The following is a 16,901-nucleotide window of genomic DNA, read 5'->3' on the forward strand; positions in this document are numbered from 1 at the left end:
GGTAACGGCGCTGGAACGCTCGGCCATCCACCGGTGGCGCTCCGCGAGTTGTCCCATCCTGGGCGGGATCAGTGGTGGCGGGGGTCCGTCCACCGCATAATCCCGGTTCAGGGCGCTGACGCATGGCCACCGGGTGGGACCTTCCTCACCCGTTGGCCCGGTGACGTCCCGAGGTTCGGATTCCGTCGCCCGGCTACGGGAACGGTCGATGATCGGAGGAGCCGTGGGCGAAGGGCGCGGCTGGTTGGGACGGCGGTTCCACCGGCTGACAGCGGACAATCAGGAGTTGGAGGATGAGGATCTGCGGCGGGCCTCGGTTGCCGCGGGAGCGGAGCCGGTGCTGGCCTGCCGGGATCGGGAGGAGGCCTGCGTCGCCGGGTCGATACGCTCGGTCACCGTTCGGGCGCGTTCCGGGGGCCAAGTCTGGAGGTCGACCTCTATGATGGATCCGGAACCGTGACCCTCGTGTTTCTCGGCCGCAAACATATCGCGGGCATCGAGGCCGGCCGGTCGGTCAAGGCATCCGGTCGAGTGGTCGTCCGCGACGAGCGGACCACGATCTTCAATCCGCGATACGAGTTGCTGCCGGTCTCGTCGACCAGCGCCTGAGCGGCGCCCGGAGGACAGGACGTCTTCACCTATGCCACCAGCTCTCCCGTCGGATCCCTCTCAGCCGCGCCCGGAGCCGGAGCAGGCTGACCTCGGTGTGGCGGCGAGGGGCCCGCTCGCGGGCTCCACGGAGCTGACGGGCGGTCCGATCGCCCGGGTCGCCCGTGCGGGGGACCGGAGCCGGGCCAGGGGCGGCGACAGGGCCAGGGGCGGCGACAGGGACGACGCTGCCGACGGCGCGGAGCCGGTTCTGAGCCTCGCCGACGCCATCGGTGGGCCGCGCGGGATCATCGACAGCGCGATTCCGACGGTTGCCTTCGTGACGGTCAACGCCGAGAGCGGGCTGACCGCGGGGATCATCGTCGCCATCGCGGCCGCCGTGGGGCTGGTCGTCCTGCGCCTGGTTCGGCACGAGCCGCTTCAGCAGGCGTTCTCCGGGCTCTTCGCGGTCGGGTTCGCCGCCTTCATCGCCTCCCGGACAGGGCACGCGGAGGGGTTCTTCCTCCCCTCGATCTTCAAGAACGCCGTCTGCTCCGTCGCCGGGGGTGTCTCCGTGCTGGTGGGCCGGCCCATCGGCGGGTATGTGATGGCCGGGTTCGACAAGCGTTACGCGGACTGGCGGGAGAATCCGGCCGTCCGCCGAGCGGCGGTGTGGGCCACCCTGGTCTGGATCGCCGTGTTCGGGGTGCGGTTCGTCGTACAGGGCCTGCTGTACCTCGCCGGCGAGACGGGGTGGCTCGCGGCGGCGAACATCGCGCTGGGGCTGCCGCTGTTCGGAGTCGCCGTGCTGGCGACCTTCGCGATCGTGCGGCGGCTCGTGCCGGCGAACGAGATCCCTGCGGGGGACGGGGTTCCCGTGGCGGACGAGCCGGCCACCGCCTCTCGACCGGACTGAACCGCCAGGCAGCCCACCGCGAGACCTGGCCGGCGAGTTCAGAGCCAGCCCGGGCTCAGACCGCCGGCCAGAACACAGGCGAGTTCAGAGCAGGCCGGCGGCGTCCCGGGTGCGTTCCCCGGCCGGAACCGCGCCGAGCAGCTCGGCGAGGCTCTCCTCGGCCTCACTGGTAGTCGCGACGGCCAGCACCTCGTCACCCGGCTCCAGTGCGCAGTCCGCGGACGGAACGATGGCGTGCCCGTCGCGCAGGATGACGACCAGCGCCGAGTCGGGCGGAAGGTCGACGTCGCCGACGCGCCGGCCGACGACCGGGGCTGTCGCGGTCAGGGTGAGCTCGACCAGCGACGCGTCGCCCTGGCGGAACTTCATCAGTCGCACCAGGTCACCGACACTCACCGCCTCCTCCACCAGCGCGGTGAGCATGCGGGGGGCGGAGACGGCGACATCCACCCCCCACGAGTCGGTGAACAGCCACTCGTTCTTGGGATGGTTGACCCGCGCCACGACGCGTGGAACGCCGAACTCGGTCTTCGCGAGCAGCGACACCACCAGGTTGACCTTGTCGTCGCCGGTGGCGGCGACCATCACGGCGCAGTCGTCCAGACCGGCGCCGTCGAGCGAGGACAGCTCACAGGCGTCGGCGAGCAGCCACTGTGCCGCCGGCAGCGCGTCCCGGCGGATCTTGACGGGATCCCGCTCGATGATCAGTACCTCGGTGCCGTTCTCCAACAGCTCAGCGGCGATCGAGCGACCGACCTTGCCTGCGCCGGCGATCGCGATCCGGCGCGCGCCGCGTGCCTTCGTGATGGTCTGCCCGTCCGCTTCCAGCGTCATCGCGCAGTCTCCCGTCCCTTGTCGCTCAGTCGTGCCCGGGGCCGGCGTGGATGATGGCGTCGGCCTCGACCGCCCGCGCCTTCACCACCGCGATGTGCAGGACGTCCCCGTCCTGGACCACGGTGCGCGCGTCGGGGAGCAGGCCGTCACCGAACCGGGTCACGCAGACGACCCGCACCTCGGCCCGCGCCTCCAGGTCGGCCAGCCGCTTCCCCACCCAGCCCCGGGCCGGGGTGACCGCGGTGACCATCACCGACCCGGACGTGTCCGTCCACTCGGGGGCGACGGCGTCCGGAACGAGGCGACCGAGGATCTGGTCCCTGGTCCAGCGGACCGTGGCGACGGTGGGGATCCCCAGCCGCTCGTACACCTCGGCGCGCCGGGGATCATAGATCCGGGCGACGACACGTTCGACGCCGAACATCTCCCGGGCGACCCGGGCGGAGATGATGTTCGAGTTGTCGCCGCTGGACACGGCGGCGAACGCGGCCGCCTCCGCGATGCCGGCTTCGATCAGGGTGTCCCGGTCGAAGCCGACGCCGGTCACCCGCCGGCCGCCGAAGCCGGGGGACAGCCGGTTGAAGGCAGCCGGGTTCTGGTCGATGACGGCCACCGAATGGCCGAGCCGCTCGACAGCACCGGCGAGGGACGAGCCGACCCGGCCGCAACCGAGGATCACGACGTGCACGGGAAGTGAGCGTAGTCCGGTCGGGGTTGTCCGGTCGATGCCCAGGCCGTGGCCGTTCCGGGCGCCTGGCCTCGCGACGGCCCGCGGACGGAGGAATGCGTGTTCCGCGTAGTGCCCCACGTCACACCGTTGAAGGCGCTGTGACGACGGTCGGTAGCATCGCCGCGTGGCGCTCACAGACCGACTGAAGCGCGGATTCGTCGGTCGTCCCATCGGTAGTGATCGGCTCGGGGAAACCTTGCTGCCGAAGCGGGTCGCGCTTCCCGTCTTCGCCAGCGACGCGCTCTCCTCCGTCTCGTACGCGTCGGAGGAGATCCTTCTCGTCCTCGCGCTCGGCGGGATCACGCTGCTGCACTACACACCGTGGATCGCGGCCGCGGTCGTGATCCTCATGTTGACGGTGGTGGCCTCCTACCGGCAGAACGTGCACGCCTACCCCAGCGGCGGCGGCGACTACGAGGTGGCGTCGGTCAACCTGGGGCCGCGGGCCGGTCTGATGGTCGGCAGCGCACTGCTCGTCGACTACGTCCTGACCGTCGCCGTGTCGGTGTCGGCCGGTGTCGCGAACCTGACATCCGCCGCGACCGGGCTCGCCGAGCACAAGGTGCTGCTGGCCTCACTCCTGGTCGTGCTGCTGACGCTGGTCAACCTGCGCGGCGTGCGGGAGTCCGGCACGGCCTTCGCGGTTCCGTCCTACGCCTTCATCGTCGGCGTGCTGGTCATGATCGTCACCGGGCTGGTCAAGACCGCCCTCGGTGACGCTCCGCGTGCCGAGAGCGCCGAGTACCACATCCATCCGGAACAGAGCTTCACGGGCCTGTTCCTGATCTTCCTCATCCTGCGCGCGTTCGCCTCGGGCTGCACGGCGCTGACCGGGGTCGAGGCGATCAGCAACGGTGTGCCGGCCTTCCGGCGGCCCAAGAGCCGCAACGCCGCGACGACCCTGTTCCTGATGGGCGCCATCGCCGTGACGATGTTCGCGGGCGTGACGGCGCTCGCGCTCATCTCGGACGTGCACGTCGCCGAGAACCCCGCCGACCTCATCGGCAGCAACGGCGAGGAGCAGCGGACGGTCATCGCCCAGATCGCGGCCGCCGTGTTCGGCGACGGCTCGCCGGGTTTCGTCTACGTCGCGGCGGTCACCACGCTGATCCTCATCCTGGCGGCGAACACGGCGTTCAACGGCTTCCCGGTCCTCGGCTCGATCCTCGCCCGGGACGGATACCTGCCGCGCCAGCTGCACACCAGAGGCGACAGGCTCGCCTACTCCAACGGGATCATCCTGCTGGCCGGGTTCGCGATCCTGCTCATCGTCGTGTTCGACGCGCAGGTCACCGCGCTGATCCAGCTGTACATCCTGGGCGTGTTCATCTCCTTCACCCTGAGCCAGACCGGAATGGTCCGGCACTGGGCACGTCTGCTGCGTGGCTCGGCGGACGCGGACGCGACCGCGACCGCGACCGGGGCTGGTGCCGCGGCCGGTGCTTCGGCCGGCTCCGGTGACAGCGGGGAGAAGCTGGACGACCAGCTGACCGGGCGGGTGCCGCTGGAGGCCCGCATGCGTGGCCGGGTCCGGCGCTACCAGGTCGTGAGCTTCCTGGGCGCCTGCATGACCGGTGCCGTGCTCATCCTGGTGCTCCTCACGAAGTTCACCCGCGGTGCCTGGATCGTCTGCATCGCCATCCCGGTGATCTATCTCTGCATGCAGGGCATCCAGCGGCACTACGACCGGGTCGCCAGCGAGCTGACCCCCGAGCCGGGCCCGCCGACGCTGCCGTCCCGTGTGCACGGCGTCGTACTGGTGAGCAAGATGCACGCGCCGACCCTGCGGGCGCTGGCCTACGCGAAGGCCACCCGCCCCCACACGCTGGTCGCGACGACCGTCGCTGTGGACCCGGCCGAGACGGAACGGTTGCGGCAGGCCTGGGAGGAACGCGACATCAAGATCGACCTTGTCGTTCTCGCGTCGCCTTACCGTGAGGTCACCAGGCCGGTCCTGGAGTACGTGGCGCGCATCCGCCGGGAGAGCCCACGGGACGTCGTCGCCGTGTTCGTCCCGGAGTACGTCGTCGGACGCTGGTGGGAGCACCTGCTGCACAACCAGAGCGCGCTGCGCCTCAAGGCCCGGCTGTTGTTCCAGCCCGGCGTCATGATGACCAGCGTTCCCTGGCAGCTTGAGTCCAGCTCACATGCTCAGACGAGGCGTGACCACGCCGGGGCCGGTGCGGTCCGGCGCGGTCGGGTGCTGCCTTCGGAGCAGGTGCGGCCAGGCAACGGGAGCGGGACGTGACCGGGCGTCCGCCGCGCCGTGGCGGCCCGAACCGCCGTCGGACGGACCAGGGCGCCGCGCCGGTACGGGCCGACCGGGCGGCCCCGCGAGACCAGACGCCGTCGCGGGGGCAGGCGCCGCCGCGAGACCAGGCAGCGTCGCGAGACCAGACGCCGTCGCGAGACCAGACGCCGCCGCGCCGCCAGGCACGCCCGCGGGCCCAGACACCCCCACAGCTTCCGGCGCCCCCGGACGAGCTGGTCGAGCTGGAGATCGGACCGGTGGCGCACCACGGCCTGTGCGTCGCGCGGGCTGACGGGCGGGTCGTGTTCGTCCGGCACGCTCTGCCGGGCGAGCGGGTCCTGGCGCGGATCACCGACGTCTCCCACGACCGCTACTGGCGGGCGGACGCGACGGAGATCCTGGTCGCCTCCCCGGACCGGGTCGAGCCGCCCTGCCCGCACGCCCGCCCCGGCCAGTGCGGGGGGTGCGACTGGCAGCACGCGACACTGGACGCGCAACGTCGCCTCAAGGCCACGGTGGTCGAGGATTCGCTGCGCCGCATCGCGGGCCTGGAACGCGCCGTGCGGGTCGAGCCACTGCCGGCGAAGGCGGACGACGGTCTCGGCTGGCGGACCAGGATGCGTTTCGCGCGTACTCCCGACGGCGGGGTGGGGCTGCGCGCGCACCGCTCCCACCAGGTGGTCGCGACCCCGGACTGCCGAATCGCGCACCCGTCGCTCGCCCAGGTGATCGCCGACCCCGTGTTCCTCCAGGGCCCGGCCGCGCCGGAACGGACCGGGCAGGCCGTCGACCTCGTCGCGACGAAGCTGACCGCGTCTGGGACGACGTCCGACGCGGTGGCCTTCTCCACCGGTTCCGGCAGCTGGCAGCTGGTACGGCTGCGTCCCGAGGACGGCCTGGAGCCTGTCGCGCCCGAGGCCGGCGCGGCGGAGGAACCCGTCGAGGTGGCGGGACCTGCCGGTGTGGCGGAAGCCGTCGAGGTGGTCGAGACGGTCGAGGGGCGTTCGTTCCGTCTTGAGCCGGGAGTCTTCTGGCAGGTCCACCCGGCGGCGGCCGCGACGCTGGTCGACGCCGTGCGGGCGGCGGCCGCGGCGGCGCCCGGTGAGACGGCCCTCGACCTCTACAGCGGTGCCGGGCTGTTCGCGGCGTTCCTCGCAGAGGCGGTCGGGCCGACCGGTCGGGTCATCGCGATGGAGTCCGACGAGGCCGCGGTGCGTTCCGCGGCCCGGAGCCTCGCGGATCTGCCCTGGGTGTCGCTGCGTTCGCTGCGGGTGACGCCCGCGACCGTGCGCGGTCTGATCGGCGGGTCCGACCGGCAGGGCGGCGGTGTCGACGTCGCCGTGCTCGACCCGCCGCGTACCGGCGCCGGCCGTGAGGTCATGGCGGCGCTCCTCGCGCATCGGCCGCGCCGGGTGGTGTACGTGGCGTGCGACCCCGCGGCACTCGCGCGAGATGTCGCGGCTGCCGCGGAGGAGGGCTACCGGCTTACCGCGCTGAGGGCTTTCGACCTTTTTCCCATGACCTCACATGTGGAGTGCGTGGCGACGTTGGAGCCGGCGTAACCGGAACCAACTACAGCCGTTTGTGACGGAATTTCCGGAACGCGGCTTTCTGGCGGCGCCCGATGGCCGGTGGCCCGGGCGGCTTTCGGCTCCGAGGTCCTCAGTCCTCCGGCCGTCAGTCCTGATTGCCCGCCGCGGCGGTCTTCCCGACGGTGCCCGAGGGTGTCACCGATGGTGCCCCTGTCGGCTTCGGCGGTACCGCTCATGGCCTTCGGAGGCCCGGTCCGTGGTCTTCGACCGTCCTGCCCGCGGTCATCGACCGACCTGCCTGTGATCTTCGGCCGTGCCTCTCGGGCGTCTCGGGCGGACTCCGTCGGAGGTCGCGATGCCGGGCAGGTGACGGCAGGAGCCGATCGGCCGGTCCACCCGGCCCGCATCGGGGCCGCGCGGACCGGCCGGAGCGACCGTCTCCGGCGGCGGTTGCTGACACTGGGTAGTCGCGGAAGTCACGATCAGGGGTACTCGTAACGGCCGTCGTGATGTCACGAGAATGTCACGAAAAGATGACGCGGGTATGGAAGACTGACCGAAGAACCCATGAGCCCGAGAAAGAACCCCGCCGGGCGGCTCGTTCCGCCGCCGCCGTGCTGGGCCGAGGCGATCGGTCTGTCACCGCCGCCAACGCGTCACGCCTGGTTCATGCTGTCTCTTCCGCGGTTACCCGTCGCACATTCCCGACAGCGGGAGGCGGATTCTACCGCGACCGGGCAGAATACCTGACGCTCTTCGGGCAGCTCACATGTCGGGAGCCCGTCTGCGGAGCCCACGGCCTGCTGCGTAGACTTTGCCGGACCCGGACCGATCCCCTTTCGGGGGAGGGAGAGCACGCCGTGTCGCTTCTGTCGACGATCGACAGCCCGCAGGACGTCAAGCGCCTCGACCACGAGGAACTGGCGGCGCTCGCGGCCGAGATCCGTGATTTCCTCATCCATGCGGTTGCCCGTACTGGCGGCCACCTCGGGCCGAATCTGGGCGCTGTCGAACTGACTCTCGCAATTCACAGGGTTTTTGACTCACCATTTGACCGAGTCCTGTGGGACACCGGACATCAGTCATATGTCCACAAGATTCTCACCGGTCGTCGGGATGCTTTCGACCGCCTTCGCCAGCGCGGCGGGCTGTCGGGCTACCCGTGCCAGGCGGAGTCCGAGCACGACATCATCGAGAACTCGCACGCCTCCACCGCCCTGTCCTACGCGGACGGGCTGTCGCGCGCCTACGCACTGCGGGGGGAGAACCGGGCCGTCGTCGCGGTCGTCGGTGACGGCGCGCTGACCGGCGGCATGTGCTGGGAGGCGCTGAACAACATCGCCGCCTCCGACCGGCAGGTCGTCATCGTCGTCAACGACAACGGCCGGTCCTACTCGCCGACCATCGGCGGGCTGGCCGACCACCTGGCCTCGCTGCGCCTGGCGCCCGAGTACGAGCAGGTCCTCGACGTCGTCAAGCAGGTGCTGGGCCGTACCCCGCTGGTCGGGGCGCCGCTGTTCGACGCCCTGCACGGCATCAAGCGGGGCATCAAGGACGTCGTGACCCCGCAGGGCATGTTCGAGGACCTCGGCCTCAAGTACGTCGGCCCGATCGACGGCCACGACGTGGTCGCGATGGAGTCGGCGCTGCGCCGGGCCAAGGACTTCGGCGGCCCCGTGATCGTCCACGCGATCACCCGCAAGGGCTTCGGCTACCCGGCGGCCGAGCAGGACGAGGCCGACAACTTCCACGCGGTCGGCGTCATCGACCCGGCCACCGGCAAGCCGGTCGGGGCGGCCAAGGGCACCACCTGGACGTCGGTCTTCTCCGACGAGATCGTCCGTATCGGTGCGGAGCGCCCGGATGTCGTCACGATGACGGCCGCCATGCTCCAGCCGGTCGGCCTGAAGGCGTTCGCGAAGGCGTTCCCGGACCGGGTCTTCGACGTCGGCATCGCCGAGCAGCACGCGGTCACCTCCGCGGCGGGCCTGGCGATGGGCGGCCTCAAGCCGGTCGTCTGCATCTACGCGACCTTCCTGAACCGGGCCTTCGACCAGGTCCTGATGGACGTGGCGATGCACCGCCAGCCGGTGACCTTCGTGCTCGACCGGGCCGGCATCACCGGTGAGGACGGCGCGTCGCACAACGGCATGTGGGACATGTCCTTCCTGCAGGTCGTGCCCGGCCTGGCGATCGCCGCGCCGCGTGACGAGGCCACCCTGCGCGCCGAGCTCGACGAGGCGATCTCCAACGTCGACGGGCCGACGGTCGTCCGCTACCCCAAGGGCAAGATCGCTCCGGAGACCCCGGCGATCGACCAGGTCGGCGGGGTGGACGTCCTGTACCGGGCGCCGGCGGTGGCGCGCCACCGGGAGGTCCTGCTGGTCTCCGTCGGGGCGATGGCCACGACCTGCCTCGACGTCGCCGCCCGTGTCGCGAGCCAGGGCATCGGCATCACCGTCGTCGACCCGCGGTGGGTCAAGCCGCTGGACCCGGCGCTGGTCGACCTGGCCCGTGAGCACGACCTCGTCGTCACCGTCGAGGACAACGGCCGAGTCGGCGGCGTCGGCGCGTCCGTCGCGCAGCTGCTGCGTGACGCCGACGTCGACGTCCCGCTGCGGGAGTTCGGTGTAGCCCAGCGCTTCCTCGACCACGGCAAGCGTGACGAGGTCCTCGCCGAGGTCGGTCTGGCCCCGCAGGACCTCGCCCGCAAGGTGATCGAGGCCGTCGCCCGGCGCCAGAACGCGCTGGTGGACGCCGAGGTCGGCGCGTCCGGCGCGGACGAGTCCAACCAGACGCCCGCCGCCGGCCAGGCCTGATCGCCATCCGGCAGGCATAACGCACTGCGGCAGGCATAGCGCACTGCGGCAGGCATAGCGCACTGCGGCAGGCATAGCGCACTGCGGCAGGCATAGCGCACTGCGGCAACCGGGCCACGTCTTGCTCACGTGGCCCGGTTGCCGCGCCTGCGGCCCGGCCGGCGCCTCGCTCGCGGCACGGCTGGCCTTTCTGACCCGGCTGACGTCTTCTGCCACCGTGATGGGCGGCCACGACGGCGGTGCGCCGACCCCATAGTCTGACCAGGTGAGTCATGTCGACGGGGCGGGCCCGCGAGGGAAGAAGCAGGCCGCGCAGCCTCGCCGCCGGGGCGCCCGTTGGTGGGCGGTGCGGGGCGCTCTGCTGCTCGCGGCGGTGCTGCTGGTCGTCGCGCTGGTGGGGCAGTGGAACGACGTCCGCGACTCGGTCGGCCAGCTGACGGCGGCCGGCCTGGCCGGGTCCGCCTTCGCGACGGTGCTCGCGGTCGGCGCGACGGTGCTGTCCTGGCGGTCGGTGCTCGGTGGGCTCGGCGCGTCGTTGCCGCTGCGCGCGACCATTCGCATCTTCTGCGTCGGTCAGATCGGTAAGTACATCCCGGGCAGTGTGTGGCCCGTCCTCGCGCAGATGGAGCTCTCCCGCGACTACGGGGTCTCCCGGCCGAAGTCGGCGTCGGCGAGCCTGGTGGTGCTGGCCCTGGCGGTGCCGTGCGGGGGAGTGACCGCGGCGGCGACCCTCCCGGTCGTCTCCCGCTCGGCGCTCGCGGACTACTGGTGGGCGCTGGCGGTGGTGCCGCTGTTCGCGGTGGTTCTGCACCCGCCCGTGCTTTCGAGGCTGCTCGACCTCGCGTTCCGTCTGCTGCGCCGTCCACCGCTGGCCGAGCCGCTCACCGCACGGCCCATCCTGGCCGGTGCCGGCTGGCTGATCGCAGGCTTCGTCTGGTACGGAGTCGGGACCTGGCTGCTGGTGCGCGACCTCGACCCGGCCGTCGGCGGGGCCCGGCTGGTGGCGCTGTGCATCGGCGCGTACGCACTGGCCTGGACCGCCGGTTTCCTGGTGCTGGTGCTGCCGGCGGGGCCGGGGTGCGCGAGGCGGTCCTGGTGCTGGCACTGGCCCCGGCGCTGGCCAGCGGCCCGGCCACCCTCATCGCGGTCGTCGCCCGGCTGCTGGCCACGATCGCGGACGTCATCTGGGCACTCGTCGGGGTCGCGCTGCGGCCCCGCGGCACGTCGACGGCGGGCCGCCACACCGACGCCCACGCCGGTGCCGGCATCAGCACGGATCTCGCCGAGGCGGTCGAGCCCGGCTCCGCCCGCCTCAGCGCGCGGCAGACGGGCGGAACCGGGCCGGGGAGCCCGGGAGCCGCGGCCGTCTCCGGGACGGCACCTGGCGGCCGCTGAGGGCCACCAGAAGCCACCGAGGAGCACCGCCGGTGCCCGCCCCCGCGCAGGCGGTTCCTCGGTGGCCGGAGACGGGTCCGAGACGGGACGGGTCCGAGACGGGACGAGTCCGAGGCTGGCCGGGCCCGGGGCGGGACGGGTCAGGAGATGGTGGCGGTTCCGGGCGGGCTGAACCGCCGGCCGGTCACCCGCTCGCTGATGCCGGTGCGGTCCAGGTAGGGCGTGATGCCGCCGAGGTGGAACGGCCAGCCGGCGCCGAGGATCATGCACAGGTCGACGTCCGCCGGCTCGGCGACGACCTTCTCGTCCAGCAGCAGTCGGATCTCCTGCGCGAGCGCGGACAGCGCCGCGTCCCGGACCTGCTCCGGGCTCATCGCCCCACCGGCGTCGGAACCGGTGCTTTCGTGGACGATTGCGGCGGCCTTCGGGTCGACGATCTGCCGGCCCTGCGGGTCCGTCGTGTAGAAGCCGCCGAGCCCCGCGGCGACCAGCCGGGCCAGGCCCGCCGGTGAGCGGAACCGGTCCGGTATCGCCGTGTGCAGCGTCTCGGCCACGTGCAGGGCGACCGGCGGCCCGACCAGCGACAGCAGGACGAGCGGCGACATCGGCAGGCCGAGCGGGTCCAGGGCGGTGTCGGCCGTGTCGATCGCGGTGCCGGACTCCGTGGCGGCGAGCACCTCGCCCATGAAGCGGGTGAGCAGCCGGTTCACCACGAAGGCGGGCGCGTCCGCCACCAGCACGGCGTTCTTCTTCAGCTTCTTGGCGACGTCGAGGGTGGTCGCGATCGTCGCGTCGTCGCTGCGCGGCGTGCGGACGACCTCGACCAGCGGCAGCACCGCCACCGGGTTGAAGAAGTGCAGCCCGGCGACCCGCTCGGGATGGGTCAGCTCGGCCGCCATCTCGGTCACCGACAGCGCCGAGGTGTTGGTGAGCAGCAACGTCTCCGGCTTGACGTAGGTCTCCAGCTCGGCGAGCACCGACTTCTTGATCGCCATGTCCTCGAAGACGGCCTCGATGATGAGATCGGCGTCCGCGAAGGCGTCCTTGGTGAGCGAGCCGGTGACGTTGGCCTTGAGCCGGTTGGCCCGGTCCGCGGAGATCCGCTTGCGCTGCAGCAGGTTGTCGAACTCCTGGTGGACCCGGGCGACACCGGCGTCCAGGCGGGCCTGGTCGAGGTCGGTGAGTACCACCGGTACCTCCAGGCGCTGGGCGAACAGCGCGGCGAGCTGGCTGGCCATCAGGCCGGCACCCACCACACCGACCTTCGTCACCGGCCGCGCCAACGAGCGGTCCGGCCCGCCCACGGGCCGCTTGGCCCGCTTGTTCACCAGGTCGAACGCGTAGAGGCCGGCGACCAGCTCCTCGCTGGCCCCGAGGTCGGCGAGCGCCGCGTCCTCCGCCGCGTACCCGGTGTCACGGTCCGCGGTCTCTGCCAGCGCCAGCAGCTCGAGCGCCCGGTAGGCGGCCGGTGCCGCTCCGTGCAGCCGGGCGTCGGCCAGGGTGCGGCCACGTTCCACCGCCGCCGTCCAGGCCGGGCCACGCTCGACGGTCGGGCGGCCCGCGGTGGGATCCACCTCGCCGCGCAGGACGCGGCCCACCCAGCGCAGCGCCTCCTCCAGGAAGTCGGCCGGCTCGAGCAGGATGTCCCCGATGCCGAGCTTGAAGGCCTGCGCGGCGCGCAGCGTCCGGTTCTGGCTCAGCGCGTTGTCGATCATCACGGTGACGGCGTTGTCCGCGCCGACGAGGTTCGGCAGGAGCTGGGTGCCGCCCCAGGCCGGCACCAGGCCGAGGAACACCTCGGGCAGCGCGAGCGCGGCGATGTCGGTGGACAGCGCCCGGTAGTCACAGTGCAGGGCCAGCTCGAGGCCGCCGCCGAGCGCGGCGCCGTTGACGAGGGCGAAGGTCGGCACCTTGCGGTCGCCGAGACGTCCTTCGCCGACCCGCCGCAGGGCGGTGTGGCCGAGCTCGCCGAGCGCGGTGAGCTTGGGCCGTACCTCCGCCGGGTCGGTCAGCGACGACCGGTACGACAGGTCGGCCCCGACGCAGAAGATGAACGGCTTGCCGGTCACCGCCACCGCTGCGACCGGCGGGTCGTGCGCCTCGATCTCGTCGACCGCGGCGATCAGGGAACGCAGTCCCGCCGGGCCGAAGGTGCTCGGGCGGGTGTGGTCCAGCCCGTTGTCGAGGGTGATGAGCGCGACGGGTCCGTCCACGCCGGGAAGCCGCGCGTACCGGACATGGGCGTGCGTGACGACCTCGTCCGGATGCTCAAGAGTCACCGCGGCGCTGCTCATGCTCCGTCTCCCATTCGGGCGAAGATTTCGGGGTTCGAGGTGCGGGGGTCGGGGTTCGGGGTGCGGGGTTCGGGGTGCGGGGTGCGGGGTGTGAGTCACCGGTCAGGCGGCCTGGTGGTGCGGGTTCTCCCAGATCGTCGTCGCGCCCATGCCGATGCCCACGCACATCGCGGTCAGGCCGTAGCGGACCTCGGGGTGCTCCTCGAACTGTCGGGCGAGCTGGGTCATCAGGCGCACGCCGCTGGAGGCGAGCGGATGCCCCAGCGCGATCGCGCCGCCGTACGGGTTGACGCGCGGGTCGTCGTCGTCGATGCCGAAGTGGTCGAGGAACGCGAGCACCTGCACGGCGAACGCCTCGTTCAGCTCGAACAGCCCGATGTCGTCGATGGTCAGGCCGGTGCGGGCGAGCGCCTTCTCCGTGGACGGGATCGGGCCGATGCCCATCACCTCGGGGGAGACACCCGCGAAGCCGAAGCCGACCATGGTCATCTTGCGGCTCAGGCCCAGCTCGGCGGCGACGTCGGCCGCCGCCAGCAGGCATCCGGTCGCGCCGTCGTTGATGCCGGCGGCGTTGCCCGCGGTGACCCGGCCGTGCGGCCGGAACGGCGTCTTGAGCCCGGCGAGGCCCTGCAGCGTGGTGCCGGGGCGCGGCGGCTCGTCCGCGGTGACCAGCTCCCACCCGTTCTCGACGTGCCGCGCGGCGACCGGGACGAGGTCGGGCTGGATCTGGTTGTTCGCGTAGGCCTTGGCCACCTTCTCCTGCGAGGCGACGGCGTAGGCGTCGGCCCGCGCCCGGGTGATGCCCGGGTAGCGGTCGTGCACGTTCTCCGCCGTCATCCCCATGACCAGCGCGGACGGGTCGACGAGCTTCTCGGAGACGAACCGGGGGTTGGGGTCGACCCCCTCACCCATGGGATGGCGCCCCATGTGCTCGACGCCGCCGGCGATCGCGACGTCGTAGGCACCGACCGCGATGGCGGACGCGGTCGTGGTCACCGCCGTCACCGCACCCGCGCACATCCGGTCGATCGCATAGCCCGGGACGGATTTCGGCAGGCCGGCGAGAATGCCGGCGGTCCGCCCGATCGTCAGGCCCTGGTCGCCGATCTGGGTGGTGGCCGCGATCGCCACCTCGTCGACCCGCTCCGGCGGCAGGCCGGGATTGCGGCGGATGAGCTCCCGGATGACCTTGACCACCAGGTCGTCCGCCCGGGTCTCGCTGTAGACGCCCTTCGCCTTGCCGAACGGCGTCCGCACGCCGTCGACGAACACCACATCACGCACCGAACCCCGCGCGCTTACGAACACACCGGCCTCCTCGACGCCCTTGTCCGTCGACGGCGCGTGTCCGACCCGCCGCCACCGGTGTCGGGCCGGATGCCTGAAGGTGTGTGCCGGCCGCGACGGGCACCAGCCTACGACAGGAGTTACCCGTGGGTAGGTAAGAGGTGTCACGATCGAGGGCGGATCGGTATTCGTATTTTCGATGTAAAATCCGGCGCCCTCGGTGAACGCTGAGTCGCCGCCGGGCCCTGGTGGTACGTCTCAGTAGTTCCTTCTCCGCGCCTGGTCACGGTGCGTGATGTGGGTGCCTGCCAACCGGATCTCGGGGGCGCTTTCCGGCTGCGGACGGGATGGCGGTCGAGATGGCGGGTGTGATCGGCCTCGGTGTCGTGGTGTCGCTGCTTCGGGCGGCCGCCGGGATTGCCGCTGCTGCCGAGCAAGGATGAAGGATTCTGGTCGCGGGAGAGCCTGGCGCAGAATCGCGAGCCTCGTGTTGGCGTTGCTGGCGGGCAAGAGTTGAGGATTTTGGCTGTGAGAACGACCAAAATCCTTACTTTTTGTCGAACGTCAGGTGGCTCTGCGTCACTTTTGTGCCTCTTGCGGTGAATTGCTGGCGCGGTGCGGCGGTACGGGATCCCGGGCGGGTGGCCGGGCGTTGGGTGGCCGGGCGGTGGAGGTCAGGAAGCGGAGGGCTCGTCGCTCGCCGCGGGCTGGGTCGGTGAGCGGCGAGGGCGCGTCGCCCGCCGCGGGGTGGCCCGGCGAGGAGCGCCGCCGGCGTCGGTCTCGGGACGTCCCCCTGCTCGGCCTTCCGCCGCCCCGCCCGTGGCAGCAGAGGCGCCCGGGGCCGTGCTGTCCGCTGTCGTGCCGTTCGCGGCTGGCTCGGCCGGCTCGGCCTTCGGCGCCGACGGCGCGGTGCCCGTCGCCGGAGGGTCGACCAGCGCGGTCGCCACGGCGGTCGCCGTGAGCTCCACCTGCCAGGAACGTGCCCCGCCCGCGACCAGCGCGGCCGTCACCGACGCGGTGTCGCGCGACGCCGGCGGCGTCCAGGTGACGCGGCGGGCGAGTGCCGGCTCCAGCAGGTTCTCCACCGGCATGCCCTGCGCGGTGGCGATGGTGTTCAGGGCGGCCCGCACCCGGGCCAGCCGGGCGGCGGCCACCGGATCACGTTCGGCCCAGCGGTTCTGGGGCGGAAGCCCGTCTCCGCCCGGACCGGCCGTGCTCGGCAGCTGGCTTTCCGGTAGCTCCGCCGCCGACCGCAGCGCCTCCATCCAGGTCTGTGCCGAGCGACGGATCTTCGGCCCGGAGAAGACCGGCAGCCGGGTCAGCGCGGCGATGTCCGCGGGCGCCTTGAGAACGGCGTCCATGATCGCGCCGTCGGGCAGCACCCGCCCCGGCGCGAGGTCACGGGTCCGGGCGACCTTGTCGCGGGCCTGCCACATCGCGCGGACCGCCGCGAGCTGGCGCCGGGTGCGCGCGCGGTGGATCCCGCTGGTGCGACGCCACGGCTCGGCGCGTGGTTCCCGCGGGGGAGCGGCGGCGATCGCCGCGAACTCCTGCCGGGCAAAGTCGATCTTGTCGCGTTCGACGAGCTCCGCCTCCAGCCGGTCGCGGAGCTCCACGAGCAACTCCACGTCCAGCGCGGCATAGCGCAGCCACGGCTCGGGCAGCGGCCGGGTGGACCAGTCCGCCGCGGAGTGCCCCTTCTCCAGCGCGAAGCCGAGCACCCGCTCGACCATGGCGCCGAGCCCGACCCGCTCGTAGCCCAGCAGCCGCCCGGCGAGCTCGGTGTCGAACAGGCTGGTCGGGTGCAGGCCCAGCTCGGCGAGGCAGGGCAGGTCCTGGCTGGCCGCGTGCAGCACCCACTCGGTCGGGCCCACCACCTCCTGCAGGCTGGTGAGGTCGGGCAGGGCCACCGGGTCGATGAGGATGGTGCCGGCGCCCTGGCGGCGGATCTGAACGAGATAGGCGCGCTGGCTGTAGCGGTAGCCCGAGGCGCGCTCGGCGTCGAAGGCGATCGGGCCGGTACCGGCGGCCAGGCGCTCCGTCGCGCGCGCGAGATCCCGCGGATCGTCGAGGACGGGCGGGACGCCGTCGGCCGGCTCCAGCAGGGGGATCGGGACGGGTGCAGACGGCTCGGCGGCAGCCTCGGCTGCCGCACCCTCACTGACCAGGTGCGTTGAGTCGGGAACCGTCGACGTCACGATCGGCGATGGTACGTGTGAATGAGCGGGCTGGCAGCCCAGTCGGCCGAGCATTCC

9 protein-coding genes and 2 pseudogenes are annotated in these 16,901 nt (G+C 72.1%); 6 read left to right on the forward strand and 5 right to left on the reverse strand.

All coding sequences use genetic code 11. The features are described 5' to 3' along the window. Positions 1 to 208: 208 nt before the first annotated feature. Both FREUN1FDRAFT_RS47920 and FREUN1FDRAFT_RS05675 read left to right on the forward strand, forming a co-directional pair. A pseudogene (locus tag FREUN1FDRAFT_RS47920) lies at positions 209 to 609 on the forward strand (OB-fold nucleic acid binding domain-containing protein). A 31-nt stretch (positions 610 to 640) separates the two neighbouring features. After that, the gene (locus FREUN1FDRAFT_RS05675; RefSeq protein ID WP_006539013.1) at positions 641 to 1,504 is read left to right on the forward strand and encodes a DUF3159 domain-containing protein; all 864 of its coding nucleotides are present in this window, start codon (positions 641 to 643) and stop codon (positions 1,502 to 1,504) included. Between the two features lie 84 nt (positions 1,505 to 1,588). Here FREUN1FDRAFT_RS05675 and FREUN1FDRAFT_RS05680 read toward each other — a convergent pair whose 3' ends face one another. Together FREUN1FDRAFT_RS05680 and FREUN1FDRAFT_RS05685 are read right to left on the reverse strand one after the other, a co-directional pair. Then, on the reverse strand, positions 1,589 to 2,338 hold the full coding sequence (locus tag FREUN1FDRAFT_RS05680; protein ID WP_006539014.1) for a TrkA family potassium uptake protein: 750 nt from the start codon (positions 2,336 to 2,338) through the stop codon (positions 1,589 to 1,591). Positions 2,339 to 2,363: 25 nt separating this feature from the next. Beyond that, positions 2,364 to 3,026, reverse strand: coding sequence for a TrkA family potassium uptake protein (locus FREUN1FDRAFT_RS05685; protein ID WP_035950237.1), 663 nt, complete (start codon positions 3,024 to 3,026; stop codon positions 2,364 to 2,366). 166 nt (positions 3,027 to 3,192) lie between these two features. On the opposite strand from FREUN1FDRAFT_RS05685, the gene FREUN1FDRAFT_RS05690 reads away from it, so the two are divergent. The 4 genes and pseudogenes from FREUN1FDRAFT_RS05690 (at position 3,193) to FREUN1FDRAFT_RS05705 (ending at position 11,065) form a co-directional block, all read left to right on the forward strand. Continuing rightward, positions 3,193 to 5,316, forward strand: coding sequence for an APC family permease (locus FREUN1FDRAFT_RS05690; RefSeq protein ID WP_006539016.1), 2,124 nt, complete (start codon positions 3,193 to 3,195; stop codon positions 5,314 to 5,316). After that, on the forward strand, positions 5,313 to 6,881 hold the full coding sequence (locus FREUN1FDRAFT_RS05695; protein WP_369809771.1) for a class I SAM-dependent RNA methyltransferase: 1,569 nt from the start codon (positions 5,313 to 5,315) through the stop codon (positions 6,879 to 6,881). The genes FREUN1FDRAFT_RS05690 and FREUN1FDRAFT_RS05695 overlap by 4 nt, the downstream gene beginning before the upstream one ends. 830 nt (positions 6,882 to 7,711) lie before the next feature. After that, the gene (gene dxs / locus FREUN1FDRAFT_RS05700; protein ID WP_006539018.1) at positions 7,712 to 9,670 is read left to right on the forward strand and encodes a 1-deoxy-D-xylulose-5-phosphate synthase; all 1,959 of its coding nucleotides are present in this window, start codon (positions 7,712 to 7,714) and stop codon (positions 9,668 to 9,670) included. A gap of 265 nt (positions 9,671 to 9,935) precedes the next feature. Further along, positions 9,936 to 11,065, forward strand: a pseudogene (locus FREUN1FDRAFT_RS05705) (lysylphosphatidylglycerol synthase domain-containing protein). Between the two features lie 140 nt (positions 11,066 to 11,205). On the opposite strand, the gene FREUN1FDRAFT_RS05710 reads toward FREUN1FDRAFT_RS05705, so the two are convergent. The 3 genes from FREUN1FDRAFT_RS05710 to FREUN1FDRAFT_RS05720 all read right to left on the reverse strand — a co-directional run bounded on the left by FREUN1FDRAFT_RS05710 (position 11,206) and on the right by FREUN1FDRAFT_RS05720 (position 16,898). Beyond that, positions 11,206 to 13,359 carry a 3-hydroxyacyl-CoA dehydrogenase NAD-binding domain-containing protein gene (locus tag FREUN1FDRAFT_RS05710; RefSeq protein ID WP_006539020.1) on the reverse strand — a complete coding sequence of 718 codons (2,154 nt, stop codon included), beginning with the start codon at positions 13,357 to 13,359 and terminating at the stop codon, positions 11,206 to 11,208. Positions 13,360 to 13,461: 102 nt separating this feature from the next. Next, positions 13,462 to 14,667: a thiolase family protein gene (locus tag FREUN1FDRAFT_RS05715; protein ID WP_006539021.1), complete on the reverse strand. Its 1,206-nt coding sequence runs from the start codon at positions 14,665 to 14,667 to the stop codon at positions 13,462 to 13,464. Between the two features lie 653 nt (positions 14,668 to 15,320). Then, the gene (locus tag FREUN1FDRAFT_RS05720; RefSeq protein WP_006539022.1) at positions 15,321 to 16,898 is read right to left on the reverse strand and encodes a ribonuclease D; all 1,578 of its coding nucleotides are present in this window, start codon (positions 16,896 to 16,898) and stop codon (positions 15,321 to 15,323) included. Positions 16,899 to 16,901 lie beyond the last annotated feature (3 nt).

It is taken from the genome of Parafrankia sp. EUN1f (genome assembly GCF_000177675.1).
Lineage (GTDB): Bacteria > Actinomycetota > Actinomycetes > Frankiales > Frankiaceae > Parafrankia.